Raw genomic sequence first — 13,087 nt, forward strand, 5'->3', positions numbered from 1 at the left:
CCGCTGCACATGTGGCGGGGCTGCTCAGGCCTTGGCCTGTGCCTGGTCGGATTCCTCGGGATCGCGGCTGTGGTCCAGCTCGATGAGTAGCTCCTCGAGCTGGTCGCGCAGCTCCGAGCGGACGAAGTCGCGGGTGGCGACCTCACCCACGCTGGCGCGCAGTGAGGCGACCTCGCGGGCCAGGAAGTCCATATCGGCGCGCGACTGGGCGGCCACCCGCCGGTCGTCGTCCAGGCTCAGCTTGTCGCGTGCCTCCTGGCGGTTCTGGGCCAGCAGGATCAGCGGGGCGGAGTAGGAAGCCTGGGTCGAGAAGGCCAGGTTGAGCAGGATGAAGGGGTAGGGGTCCCAGTGCTTCCAGCCGCCCAGCACATTGAGCGAGATCCAGACGACAACGAAGACCGACATCCACAAGATGAAGGTCGGGCTGCCCATGAAGCGGGCGATCAATTCGGCGAACTGCCCGAAACTCTCCTGGGAGAGCGTGATATGCGGTCGGTGCGGGAAGCGGGAACGATCTCCCGGTGTGCTCAGCCGTTCCTCGGCACGGGTGTTCTCCACGATCAGCGTGCCTCCTGGGACTGTGAGTGGACGGGGGTGGATCCGGGCGTGCCCGTGGGCGTGTCCGGATTGGCTTCCTGCTCGTCGGGATGATCGATCCCGTCCATCTGGTCGCCGCGCCAGTCGTCGGGCAGCATGTGGTCGAGCACGTCGTCCACGGTCACGGCACCGATGAGCTGGCCGGAGGTGTTGACCACCGGGGCAACGACCAGGTTGTAGGTGGCGAAGAAACGGCTGACCTTCGACAGATCGTCCTCGGGACGCAGGGTGGGAAGCGTCGTGTCGATGACCGTGGCGGCCATCACGCTCGGCGGCTCGCGCAGCAGGCGCTGGATGTGCACGGCCCCGAGATAACGACCCGAGGGGGTGTCCGTGGGCGTGCGGGTGATGAACACCATCGAAGCGGTCGAGGGAGTGACCTCGGGATTGCACACCTTGGCCAGGGCATCGGCGATCGTCGCATCGGGCGGAAGGATCACCGGTTCCGGCGTCATCATGCCGCCGGCGGTGAGTTCCTCGTACTGCATGAGACTGCGGACATCGGCGGCATCCTCGGGCTCCATGCGCTGCAGCAGGTCCTCGGCGATCTCGTCGGGCAGGTCGCCGATGAGGTCGGCGGCGTCGTCGGGGTCCATCTCCTCCAAGACGTCGGCGGCGCGTTCCACCTCGAGGGAGGACAGCAACGAGACTTGCTCGTCCTCGGGTAGTTCCTGGAAGGCATCGGCCAGCTGCTCGTCCGCCAGCGCCCGGGCCACCTCTGCACGCCGGCTGGGGTCCATGTCATGCAGCTCGCGGGCCACGTCAGCGGGGCGCATGTCCACCAGCTGGGCAACCTTCCGGTCGGTCGCCTGGTCCGCCGCGGCCACGGAGGACGCGATCTGGGACCAGTGCACGGTGCGGATCGCACCCTTGCGCGAGGTGAAGCCGAATGGGCGTTTGGGCAGCGTTTCGCGCAGCGCCACCTCGTGGATCTCCCACTGGCGCACGTGCACCTGGCGCATCGCCACATCGAAAATCGTGGCCGGCTTGCCGTCGGGGGCCATCACCGCTCTGTCGAACAGGTCGTCGTAGACCAGTGTCTCGGTGTCGCGCTTGACGAACCGGCGTGCGTCGATGACTCCGGACAGGCTGACCTGGTTCGCGTCGAGGCTGTACACCCGGAGCATCGGGACAAAGATCCTTCGGGCGGCCAGGAGCTCCACCACCACGCCCTTGATCGTCGGCGGACGCCCAGAGACGCGGATCTGGCCGACGAAATCGCGCACCTTACCGATTTGATCGCCGGAGGCGTCGAGTACGGGAAGCCCTTGGAGCCGAGACAGGAAGACGGATGAGGGATTCGCACTCACGTGCAAAGACTACTCGAGCCGACCCGTGGGGAGCCCGGCCGCCGCGACCGGACTAGCGTGGTGTTCATGAGCCTGCGTCCGCGCCGTTCGGTGCTCTACATGCCAGCGTCCAATCCACGGGCCATGGCGAAAGCCACCTCGCTTGACTGCGACGCGGTGATCTTCGATCTGGAGGACGCGGTGGCGCCCGAGGCAAAGGCCAGCGCCCGGCGCGCCGCCTGCGAGGCGGTGACCTCAGGCAACTACGGCCACCGAGAGCTAGTGGTGCGTGTCAATGGGGTGGGCACCGCCTGGCACGAGGACGATCTGGCTGCGGTATGCCAGGCAGGACCAGACGCGATCACCGTACCGAAGGTGGACAGTCCCGAGCAGCTGGCAGCGCTGGCCCTTCGGCTGAGCGAACTGGGCGCACCAGACCGAACCAGACTGTGGGCGATGCTCGAGACGCCCCGCGCCATTCTCGATGCCGACGCCATCTGCGGTGCCTGCGAACGCCTCGAGGCGGTGGTCGTGGGAACCAACGATCTGCTCGCCGAGCTGGGGGCCCGCGAGGTGGCCGGACGTGCGCCGCTGGGCTATGCCCTGTCCGCAGTGATCTGCGCTGCCCGTGCCCATCATCTCGTGGCCCTCGACGGCGTGTACAACGATGTGCACGATCAGCAGGGTTTCGAGAAGGAGTGCCTGGCCGGACGCGACCTCGGATTCGACGGCAAGACCCTCATCCATCCCTGTCAGCTGGCCTTCGCGAACCAGACCTGGGCGCCCAGTGAAACGCAGGTTGAGCGGGCCCGCGCCCTCATTGCCACCTTCGAGGCGGCCCTGGCACGAGGCGAGGGGGTGGTCACCTTCGAGGGCAGGATGATCGAGAACCTCCATGTGGAGACCGCGCGGCGCACCCTGGCCATGTACGACGCGATCGGTGCTCGCTGAGAGTGACCACGCCTTCGGCGCCCGGCAGGGCCGGTTAGGGTGGAGGGGTCGGTCGTGAATGCGATCGTCCCCTCGGCCACAGGAGCGTGCCATGTCATTCTTCGGTCCCCAGGGCAACGCCCAGTCGGGGCGTGTTGCCCAGCGGTTCACGCTGCAGCACCCCGTGTCCATAGCGGTCTACGACTCCTACGAGGATGCCCAGCACGCTGTCGATTATCTGGCGGATCAGCGCTTCCCGGTCGGGAACCTGTCGATCGTCGGCACCGATCTCAAGAGTGTCGAACGCATCACTGGCGGCCTGAACTGGGGCAAGGTGATCGCCACCGCGGTGATGACCGGTGTCACCTGGGGCGTGCTCGGTGCCCTGTTCATCAAACTGCTGATGCCCTCCACGAGCTTGTCATTGGCCTTGTTCGGGGCGGTGTCCATCTTCATCATCGCCAACCTCATCACCTCGTCGATCAGCTACGCGATGACGGGGGGCCGTCGTGACTTCACCTCGGCGACCCAGGTCATGGCCACCCGCTACGAGATCCTGGGAGAAGCCCCGGTGGCGAGCCAGGCGCGGGCCCTGCTCTCGGGTGGCGCCGGACAGGGGCGCGAGCCCCGACGCCCCTCGGCAAGCCCCGAGCCCTGGACGCAGGCTGGCCCGGGTCAGCCGTCGACAGGCGATCCCGACCCCTCGTCCTTCCCGCCGCCGGCGTGGCCGCCACAGCCGGCACCCGGCCCGCAGGACCCGGGTGCTCAGAGCCCGAGTGCGCAGAACCCGCAGTGGCCCGGCCCGCAGACTCCGGGTGCGCAAAGTCCGGGTGCTCCCCAGGGGCCCCGGGAGCCGCAGGCCCCGAGGACCTTCGATCCCACCGACCGCGGCCAGGGCTGAGTTCTCGGCGGTCTCGAGCCGGTTCCGGGAGCCGGCGGGCCCTGCTCAGCGGGGCGCGATGGTCGACATCCAGGATTCCACCTCGTGGCTGTCGCGAGGCAGGTGGCTGGAGAGGATCTCGTACCCATTCGGGGTGATGACGATGTCGTCCTCGATCCGTACGCCGATGCCGCGCAGCTGCGGGGGAACCATGAGATCTGTCGACTTGAAGTAGATGCCCGGCTCCACTGTGATCACCATGCCGGGCCTCAACTCGCCGAGGCGGTAGTGCTCGGCTCTGGCCTGCGCGCAGTCGTGCACGTCCAGACCGAGGTGGTGACTAGTGCCGTGGACCATCCAGCGGCGGAACTGGCCGCCCTGGGGGCTGAGCGCTTCGTCCACGCTCACCGGCAGGATGCCCCAGTCAGCGAAGGCCTGGGTGAGCACGCCGATCGCGGCGGCGTGCACATCGGCGAACTGGGCGCCGGGGCGGGCGGCGTCCATGCCGGTCTGCTGGGCGGCCCGCACGGCGTCGTAGATCTGGCGCTGCTCCTCGGAGAAGTGCCCGCCGACCGGCATCGTTCGCGTGATGTCGGCTGTGAAGAGGCTGTCGAGCTCGATGCCGGCGTCCATGAGGAGCAGCTCGCCGGGCACCAGGGGGCCATCGTTGCGCACCCAGTGCAGCGTGTTCGCATGATCGCCGGCGGCCGCGATGGTGTCATAGCCCACCGCATTGCCGTCGTGGCGGGCATGCAGACCGAAGATGCCTTCGACCCAGCGCTCGCCGCGGCCGTATTCCACGGCGCGGGCCATGTTCGCGACGACGTCCTCGAAGCCCAGTGCGGTGAGGCGGCAGGCCTCGCGCAGCTGAGCGAGCTCCCAGTCGTCCTTGACGAGCCGCAGCTCGCTCAGTGCGGTGCTCAACTCCGAATCGCGGTCGAGCTGCGCTTCGCCCCGCAGCGCGTCAACCAGGGCGGTGACAGACGGATCGGCGTCGCGTACCACCCGCAGCGGCACCCTTCCATGTCCGGAGGTCAGGGCTTGCGGGAGCTCCGTGATGTCGCCAGTCGGGAATCCACACAGCGCCGACATCTCGTCGAGTGATTCGCGCTGGCCCACCCACATCTCGCCATATCGCGGCGAGGCATAGAACTCGGGATCGGTGCGCGGCACGCGCGGGTGGAAGTAGAGCCTCGCGCTGGCGTCGGGTTCCACGACGAGCACCGCGTCGGGCTCGCGGTCGGTGCCCAACCCGGTCATCTGGGCGAACCCGGAATGGGGGCGGAAGGCGTAGTCGCAATCGTTGTTGCGGACCTTGTAGGCGCCGGCAGGGATGACCAGGCGCTCTCCGGGAAACAGCTGTGAGGCCTCAAGGCGGTGAGCCGCGGCGCTCGGCGCGGAGGCCAAGGTCTGGGGAGGGTTCGGATCGTAGGGCGACCAGCCCTGCGAGATGAACGCCTTGAACGCCTCCGAGAAGGGCGCGCGTCCCTTGGGGAGCTCGATCTTTTCCTGTGCCATCGCCATCATCACCACATTCACCGGATCGGGGCGCCGTATGCGGCCCGTGCTCCGATACTAGGGTCCAAGCGGGCAGAACTGCCCAGGGTCCCTGGCGGGCAGAGCTGCCCGGGGTTCAGGTGGGCGGAACTGCCCTGGGTTCAGGTGGGCGGAGCTGCCCTGGGTTCAGGTGGGCGGAACTGCCCGACCGACAGTTTCGGGGCCGGATAGCCTGGTCCGAACAGGAAGGACTCCCATGCTCGCCGATCCCACCGCCCAACGACGGCTGCTCGATGTCGCTGCGCTCGACTCGAAGCTGCTGCAGCTGCGTCACCAGTCCGGGCACTTGCCCGAGAACGAGGAGCTGGCGCAGCTCCAGACCGTCCGCCTGGAGCTGGTGGAGCGGATCACGGCGACGAAGACCCGCCAGGAGGACGCCCAGCGTCAGCTCGAGCGCGCCGAGGCCGATCTCACGCCGGTAAGGGCCCGGCTGGAGCGCGACGAGAAGCGCGCCAAGGACGGGCTGGTCGTCGAGCAGCGGGCGATGGCAAGTCTTCAGGCCGAGATCGATCATCTCAAGGGACGCATCGACGACCTCGAGGAGGACGAGCTGGAAGCCATGCAGCAGGTCGAGGACGAGGGGCGCCAGCACGAGGAGCTCGTCGCGCAGCGCACCGAGATCGAGAACCGGATGCGGGCACTGCTGAGCCAGCGCGAGGACACCAAGGCCACGATCGCGCGTCAGGCCGAGTCACTCACCCGGGAACGCACCGCCGCGGCCGAGTCGCTGCCGGCCGATCTGCTGGCCGACTATGAGCGCATTCACAAGCGATCAGGCTCGACGGCAGCGGCGGAGCTGCGTGCCCGCCGATGCGGAGGGTGCGGGCTGGAACTCGACGTCGCCGAGCTGCGCCGCTTCGCCGCCGCCCCGGCCACCGAGGTGCTGCACTGCGAGGAGTGCGGGCGCATCCTGGTGCGCACCGAGAAGTCTGGCCTGTGAGCCGGTGCACAGCTGCCCGCTGAACCGGCTCAATGGGCCGGCTCGCCACCTCCGCGTGGCGGCGAAGGTGAGGCGCGGCGCTAGACTGCTGGCGACGAGTCGGCCAGATGACCGCGGTGCCTTGGCGCTGAGGAAAGTCCGGACTCCACAGGGCAGGGTGGTGGATAACATCCACCCGGGGTGACCCGCGGGACAGTGTCACAGAAAACAAACCGCCCGAGCAATCGGGTAAGGGTGAAACGGCGGTGCAAGAGACCACCGCGTCGCAGGTGACTGCGGCGGCATGGCAAACCCCACCCGGAGCAAGACCAAGAAGGACCTTCGGGTCCGCGCAGGCGTTCGAGGGCTGCCCGCCCGAGTCTGCGGGTAGGTTGCACGCCCGGTGCGCGAGTGCCGGGGGAAGGCCGCTGGCAACAGCGGTCGCAGATGGATGGTCATCGGCTCATCGAGCCACAGAATCCGGCTTATCGGCCGACTCGTCACCAATTCTGTCTGTGACTAGGCAAGACTCTGGCCAGGGTGGCTGGAAGTCCGCAGGGAGTCAGAAGGATTCCCGAACTCCTGTCCAGGCTCCGCCCGCGGAGCCGCCTCGCCGGCGTCCTGGCTGCGGTCGCCGGAGTCAGGCCGCAGGTGCGCGTACGTGTTCATGGTTTCCTCAGCCCACTTGTGTCCGAGCCCCACTCGTGCCAAAAGTGACGCAACTTCGCCCTCACGCCCCGAAGCCTGGCGAATCGCCCAACTTGAGTCAGAAACAGCTCGTGAAGAGCCCCATCTCGCGGGCGCTTTCATCTGAGTCAGGGGGGATCCCCTCGCGGGCGGTCTTCGTGAGGCAGCTCGTGGTCGACGGGTCGCAGGGCGGGGTGTGGCGTGGTCGCCCCAGGGCCTGGGGCCTGGTGGGCAGTCGGTGGGAGCGGAGCGCGGCTGGCCGTCAGCTGTTCGCTGGGGGCCTTCCAGCCAGGATCAGCTGTGCCTGGGCGTCACTGAGCGGATAGTTCAGGAACTGCTGGTAGTACTGCTTGACCAGGGAATTCATGTCGGTATTCGGGAAGAGCTCGGGGTGAAGGGTCTTGGCGGCCCAGGGCAGCTCGAGGACAGCTTCGGGACTGTAGCGGTCCCACTGGAAGACTCCAGCCGGGTTTGAGTACACCTTCTTGTCCTGCACGGCTTTCACGCCTGCCCAGGCTGGGTCCTTCTCGAGGGCAGCCGCGGAGCCGGGATCGCCGGTCCCGATGATCACCACGTCGGGGTTCCAGGCCGTGACCTGCTCGATCGAGACGGGCTTCTTGTTTCCCGTGATGGACTGGGCCGCGTTCACGCCGCCGGCGTCCTTGATCCACTGATCGATGATCGTATCGGAGCCGTCCACTTGCAGGGGCTCGAGTGACTGGATGTGCAGCACCTTTGGCTTGCTTGCAGCGGGGATCGTCGCGGTGACTTTCTGGACATCGGAGACCGTGTGGTCGAGGTATGCGTCGTAGGCGGCGGCGCGCGCGCTGGCGTCCTTGCCCAGGATCTGTCCCGTGATCGAGATCGTCTGCTTCATCTGTTCATAGGTCGAGAAGTAGAGCTGCACCGTCGGAATGCCCATGGCCTGGATCTTGTCGGAGTTCGTGGTGCCCGGTGACATGAAATGGATATCGGGCTGCTTTTCTGCCAGCGCTTCGGTGTTGAAGTTCTGCGCGTTCGTGGTGACTGCGTTTCTGAGGCTCGGCTGCACCGTGAACATCCATGGGCTCGACTTGGGGGTGTTCGCCGTCGCCACGATCTTGTTGCCGGCACCCAGCAGCATGAGCACCTCGGTGTGGGCGGGCCAGGAGTCGGCGATTCGGTTGATCGAGGTGGGCACGCTCACCGTGCGCTGCGACTGGTCCGTGATGGTCTGGGTGGACGCTGTGGCGGAGGGCGAGCTGGACGACGCCGCCGGGCTGGCCGAGCAGGCAGCCATTGACAGGGCCAGGCACGCGCCGAGCGTGCCGGTCACGAGTCTGGTGGCCGAAGAACTGGTGTGCAATCGCATGGGTGATCTCCTCATGATCGTTGCTGCGATGCCCGGGCGGACAGCTGGTTGCTGGCGGATCGATCCGGCACCGAAGAATGGGTGAGCAAGGGCACGCACGCCTCGACGGGGGGACCCCCCGGGCCTGCGATGGAACCGATGCGAACTGCGACCCCGTAGGCGCGGTTCATGGCGGCCTCGGTGATGATCTCGGCTGCCGAGCCCACCTGGGCCGGGCCGTGTGGCTCGAGCAGGGTGACTCGGGCATCGCACCAGAGGGCATGGTCGGGCTCGTGGGTGGTCATGACGATGCACAGTCCCTCGCCGGCCAGCCGGCGCACCTGGCGCAGCACGCGTACCTGGTTGCCGAAGTCCAGGCTCGACGTGGGCTCGTCCATGATGAGCAGCTGGGCCTGCTGGGTGAGCGCGCGGGCGATGAGCACCATCTGGCGTTCGCCGCCGCTGATCTCGGTGTACGGGCGCTCGGCCAGGGAATCGATGCCCAGGCGCTCGAGGGACTCGAGGGCCAAGGCCTTGTCGGCCGGGCCCGGCGAGGAGAACAGTCCGAGCCGGGCGGTGCGCCCCATCGTCACGACATCGCGCACGCTGAAGGGGAAGGGCGGGGTATGAGCCTGCGGCACATAGGCAATGAGTCGGGCCTGTTCACGGCGGCCGAGTGTGCGGGCGTCACGCCCGTCGATCAAGACCCTGCCTCCCTGGGGTGCGAGGAAGCCGAGGATGGTCTTGAACAGGGTGGTCTTGCCGACCCCGTTGGGGCCGAGCAGGCACATCACCTCCCCGGAATCCACCGTCAGCGAGAGCTCGTCCACCACTCGGTGCTCGCCGTAGCCACAGGACAGGTCGTCGACAGTGAGCCTCATCGGTTCACCGTCCGGCCATGGACGAGCAGCAGGATGAAGAAGGGGCCGCCGATGAGGGAGGTGAGGATGCCCAGCGGGATCTCCTGGGCGGTCGCCGTGCGCGCCACGTCGTCGGCGAGGAGCAGGAAGGCGGATCCGCACAGCATCGACGCCGGTATCAGCTGGGTGAAATTGGGCCCGACGAATCGGCGAGCCACATGGGGAATCACCAGGCCTACCCAGGCGATGATCCCGCTCACGGCCACGGACGAGGCGGTGAGCAGCGTGGCACAGATGATGAAGATCCAGCGAAGCCTGCCCGTGCTGATGCCCAGGGCCTGAGCCTCTTCCTCGCCGAAGGACAGCACGTTCAGTTTCCAACGCAGCAGGAGGATCGGTATCCAGCCCACGAGCAGCGGGATGAGAAGCACTCCAAGGCTTCGCATGGTGATCGTGGACAGCCCGCCCATGAGCCAGAAGGTGATGGCCGGCAGCTTGTTGTCGGGATCGGCCACGAACTTCACCAGCGAGATGAGGGCCAGGAAGAGGTTGTATACCGCCATGCCGGTGAGCACGAGCATGAGGATGGTGTCGTCACCGTGACCCACCACGACGCTGATCGAATAGGACATTAGGACCGCTGCCACGCCCATGACGAAGGCCAGCAGCGAGACGTCGAGCAAATTGAGGGACATCAAGAGCCCCACAGCCGCCCCGAAACCGGCGCCGGAGGTGGCGCCCAGGATGTCGGGGGAGACCATCGGGTTGCGGAAGAGCCCTTGGAAGACTGTCCCGGCAGTGGCCAGAGCGGCACCGATGAGGGTGGCGGCGAGGATGCGGGGCAGGCGTACCTGCACGAGCACGGTGTGCGTGGGTGATGGCACCAAGGGCTGGCCGGTGATCAGCTTCGTGAACGTGTCCACGACCACCGGTGGGGAGATCGCGAAACGCCCGAGGCTGAAGGAGGCCACGAAGATGACGAGAAATGCGATGAGCAGTGCGAGGAGCACGGCCCGCGGTGCCATGGGGGCTCCGCGCGCACGCGCGCTGGCCTCCGGCTGGTGCGAGTGCACGGCTGTCCGGTTCATGGCGCATTCTCTCGTGGACGACGCAGGCCGGACCGGGTCGGGATGCGGGGCTCGGCAATCCGCAGGTACGAATGGTGCAGGATGAAGATCCCGATAATGGGGATGACAGGCAGGATTCTACGCGTATGCGCGGATTCGGATGAGCTGTCCGGATGTTGACAGCCAGCTGCCGGTCGCCTTCGTCACCACACCGATCCGGGCAGGCAGCCTCAGATGCCGGGATTGCGTGAGGCGGTAGGTCGCGGCTGCGCGCGCACGAACCGGCACCACCTCGACGAGGGGTGCCGGTTCGTGAACGGGCCTGCGGTCAGCTGCTCATGGCAAGGCTCTTGTGTGCCGGGTTCGTATCGTGTGCAGCGGGGGAGAGGTCCGCGGGGCCGGATTCTTCCGGGATCGCTGGTGCGGGGTCCACCGTACGGACAGGCCGCACGCGCTGCGAGAGGAGCGAGATCGCCACGGCGACGATGAGCGCCAGCCCGCTGGCCACCTGCTGCCAGAAGGTCGTCACATGCAGCAAGGTCAGGCCGTTCTTCAGTAGCCCCAGGAACAGCACACCGACGACGACGCCGCCCATGCTGCCCTTTCCCCCGGTCAGCGCGACACCGCCGAGCAGGACCGCCGTGAGGGCGGTGAGCTCGAAACCCAGCCCCAGCTGTCCGGCCGGCGCGCTGTTGAGACGAGCTGCGGTGAAGGCGCCCGCGAGTCCGGCCGCGGCCCCGCACGCCACGAACAGGCCGAAGGGCACCCGGCGCACGTGGATGCCCGACAGATAGGCCGCCTCGGGATTGATCCCGATTGCGTAGACATGGCGGCCGGTGGGCGTCCAGGCGAGGAAGGCGGCGAGGACCACGACCAGGAGCACGCTGATCCACACGGAGACAGGGACTGCTGCGACGAGGCCGACGCCGAGGAAACCGAACCCCGGCCCGTAGTTCCCGCTCGGTGTCGGGCTCAGCAACTGGGCGGCGCCGCGCACCGCGGTGAGGGTGCCCAGGGTGACGATGAAGGAGGACAGCCGTCCATAGGTGCTCAGCGCGCCGTTCACCACCCCGACCAGGGCGCCGGCGAGAATGGCGGCGAGGAGGGCCACGAGGGTGCTGCCATGGCCGTTGTTGGCAACCTGACCGGCGATCACGCCACCCAGGGCAAGGGTCGAGCCCACGGACAGGTCGATCTGGCCGGCGATCACGAGCATCGCGAGAGGGGCGGCGATGGTGAGGGTGACGGCGCTGTCGAGCAGGACACCGCGCAGATTCGGCCAGGTGAGCTGGGCCCCGGTCATGAGCTGGACCACGATCACCAGGACGATGAGCAGGATGAGGAGGGGGCTACGCCCGAGCAAGCGCCCGAACCGTGCCAGTGAGGTGGACATGACAGTTGTTTCCTTTCCGAGCATGGATTCTGCCGGGTGTCAGCGGACGCCGGCCGGGGCGCTGGGAACCGCGCTGTGCACGATGTCGAGGAGCTGCTCGGGCGAGCTGTCCGCGCAGCGGATCTCCCGGAGGATGCGTCCCTGGGCCATGATGAGACAGCGATGGCCCAGGGCGAGGACCTCTTCGGGCTCATTGGTCGCGAAGAGAATGGCGATCTGGCGCGTGTGGGCTTCCTGGCGAAGGATGCGGTAGATCTCCTCCCGTGCACCAACGTCGACACCCTGGGTGGGGTCGTCCAGCAGGAGCACCCGAATGCTCGAGGCCGGATTGACCCACCGTCCGATGACCAGTTTCTGCTGGTTGCCCCCCGAGAAGCTGCGTGCGGGCAGGCCTGGCGCACTCGGATTGAGGCGCATCCCCGAGGCCACTGCCGTGAACAACTCCCGCTCCCAGCGAGCCGAGCGCCACAGGCCATGGCCGCGGTGGCGCTGAACTGCCAAGACGGTGTTCTCGAGGGCCGAGAAATCGGGGAACAGGCCCTGGGTCTTGCGGTCCGAGGGCACGAATCCGATTCCGCGGGCGATCGCCTCGGCCGGATCCCGGGGTATTCGGATGGGCTGACCGTCGACGCGCAGTTCGCCCCGGGCGCCGGCCCGCGCCCCGAAGAGGGTCTCGAGCAGCCTTGTGCGTCCGGCGCCGATGAGCCCGTAGAGGGCGACTGCTTCGCCGGCGTGCACCTTCAGATCAACTGGCGGCGCGTCATGGACCTCGATGCCCGAGAGCCCGAGCACGACCGGCGCATCGGGGCTCACCGGCTCTGGGACGCCGAAGCCGCTCTGCTCCCCGCTGATCGCCGTCACGAGATCGGACTTGCCGATCCCCTCGATGGTGTGCGACCACACCTTCCGGCCGTTGCGCAGCACGCTCACCTGATCCGCCAGCCGCATCACCTCCTCCAGGAGGTGGGTGACGTAGACAATGGCGATCCCCTCCGTCTTGAGCTGAAGGACGAGCTGGCCGAGGGCCTCGGATTCGCGGGCCGACAGCGAGGCAGTGGGTTCGTCGAGGATGAGCAGTCTCGCGTCGCGCTCGAGCGCCTTGGCGATCTCCACGAGCTGGCGCTGGCCCATGCTCAGATCGCCCACCAGGTCGTCGGGACGTGCGGAGCTCTTCACCCTGCCCAGCAGTTCGCTGGCCCGCAGGCGCTGGGCCGAGCGATCGATGAGAGGTCCCCGGTGCAGTTCCTGTCCCAGGAAGATGTTGTCCATCACCGACAGCCCGTCCATGACCGACAGGTGCTGGTAGATCACGGCGATGCCGGCCTTGATTGCCGACCCGGGGGTGAGCCCCTCGGTCACCACGCCATCGATCTCGATGGATCCTGCGGTCGGGGTGGTCCCTCCGCCGAGGCAGCCGATCAGTGTCGACTTTCCTGCCCCGTTGTGCCCGAGCAGGGCGTGCACCTCACCGGAGCGGAAGGTCAGGTCGACGCTGTCGAGGGCCAGGGTCGCGCCATAGCGCTTGGTGAGCTTGCTGACCGAAACCGTCATGGAAGTCTCCTCAGATGGGCGGCGCAT

At 67.5% G+C, this 13,087-nt stretch carries 11 protein-coding genes and 1 other RNA gene; 4 read left to right on the top strand and 8 right to left on the bottom strand.

Annotated features, from left to right (window positions below; all coding sequences use genetic code 11):
- Positions 1–24: 24 nt before the first annotated feature.
- Together BMX93_RS00085 and BMX93_RS00090 are read right to left on the bottom strand one after the other, a co-directional pair.
- The gene (locus BMX93_RS00085; protein WP_425438723.1) at positions 25–561 is read right to left on the bottom strand and encodes a DUF1003 domain-containing protein; all 537 of its coding nucleotides are present in this window, start codon (positions 559–561) and stop codon (positions 25–27) included.
- Positions 561–1,907: a magnesium transporter MgtE N-terminal domain-containing protein gene (locus tag BMX93_RS00090; RefSeq protein ID WP_091966433.1), complete on the bottom strand. Its 1,347-nt coding sequence runs from the start codon at positions 1,905–1,907 to the stop codon at positions 561–563. Before BMX93_RS00090 ends, BMX93_RS00085 begins: the two co-directional genes overlap by 1 nt.
- Positions 1,908–1,973: 66 nt before the next feature.
- Here BMX93_RS00090 and BMX93_RS00095 point away from each other — a divergent pair, with 66 nt between their 5' ends.
- On the top strand, positions 1,974–2,837 hold the full coding sequence (locus BMX93_RS00095; protein WP_091966832.1) for an HpcH/HpaI aldolase/citrate lyase family protein: 864 nt from the start codon (positions 1,974–1,976) through the stop codon (positions 2,835–2,837).
- 91 nt (positions 2,838–2,928) lie between these two features.
- On the top strand, positions 2,929–3,717 hold the full coding sequence (locus tag BMX93_RS00100) for a YflT domain-containing protein (protein WP_091966435.1): 789 nt from the start codon (positions 2,929–2,931) through the stop codon (positions 3,715–3,717).
- A 45-nt stretch (positions 3,718–3,762) separates the two neighbouring features.
- On the opposite strand, the gene BMX93_RS00105 is transcribed toward BMX93_RS00100, so the two are convergent.
- Positions 3,763–5,214: an aminopeptidase P family protein gene (locus BMX93_RS00105; RefSeq protein WP_091966834.1), complete on the bottom strand. Its 1,452-nt coding sequence runs from the start codon at positions 5,212–5,214 to the stop codon at positions 3,763–3,765.
- Between the two features lie 235 nt (positions 5,215–5,449).
- Here BMX93_RS00105 and BMX93_RS00110 point away from each other — a divergent pair, with 235 nt between their 5' ends.
- Both BMX93_RS00110 and rnpB read left to right on the top strand, forming a co-directional pair.
- A complete protein-coding gene (locus BMX93_RS00110; protein WP_091966437.1) occupies positions 5,450–6,193 on the top strand; it encodes a zinc ribbon domain-containing protein in 744 nt (247 codons plus the stop codon).
- A gap of 95 nt (positions 6,194–6,288) precedes the next feature.
- Positions 6,289–6,676: RNase P RNA component class A (gene rnpB / locus BMX93_RS00115), an RNA gene on the top strand.
- Between the two features lie 445 nt (positions 6,677–7,121).
- On the opposite strand, the gene BMX93_RS00120 is transcribed toward rnpB, so the two are convergent.
- The 5 genes from BMX93_RS00120 to BMX93_RS00140 form a co-directional block, all read right to left on the bottom strand.
- Positions 7,122–8,210 carry an ABC transporter substrate-binding protein gene (locus BMX93_RS00120; protein WP_218139157.1) on the bottom strand — a complete coding sequence of 363 codons (1,089 nt, stop codon included), beginning with the start codon at positions 8,208–8,210 and terminating at the stop codon, positions 7,122–7,124.
- 11 nt (positions 8,211–8,221) lie between these two features.
- Positions 8,222–9,070, bottom strand: a complete 849-nt coding sequence (locus BMX93_RS00125; protein ID WP_091966439.1) for an ABC transporter ATP-binding protein — start codon at positions 9,068–9,070, stop codon at positions 8,222–8,224.
- Positions 9,067–10,137 (bottom strand): FecCD family ABC transporter permease, encoded by a 1,071-nt coding sequence (locus tag BMX93_RS00130; RefSeq protein ID WP_218139158.1) that lies wholly within the window; start codon positions 10,135–10,137, stop codon positions 9,067–9,069. Before BMX93_RS00130 ends, BMX93_RS00125 begins: the two co-directional genes overlap by 4 nt.
- A gap of 307 nt (positions 10,138–10,444) precedes the next feature.
- Positions 10,445–11,509, bottom strand: coding sequence for an ABC transporter permease (locus tag BMX93_RS00135; RefSeq protein WP_091966441.1), 1,065 nt, complete (start codon positions 11,507–11,509; stop codon positions 10,445–10,447).
- Positions 11,510–11,548: 39 nt separating this feature from the next.
- The gene (locus BMX93_RS00140; RefSeq protein ID WP_091966443.1) at positions 11,549–13,060 is read right to left on the bottom strand and encodes a sugar ABC transporter ATP-binding protein; all 1,512 of its coding nucleotides are present in this window, start codon (positions 13,058–13,060) and stop codon (positions 11,549–11,551) included.
- Between the last annotated feature and the right edge of the window lie 27 nt (positions 13,061–13,087).

Source organism: Propionibacterium cyclohexanicum (genome assembly GCF_900111365.1).
Classification (GTDB): domain Bacteria; phylum Actinomycetota; class Actinomycetes; order Propionibacteriales; family Propionibacteriaceae; genus Propionibacterium; species Propionibacterium cyclohexanicum.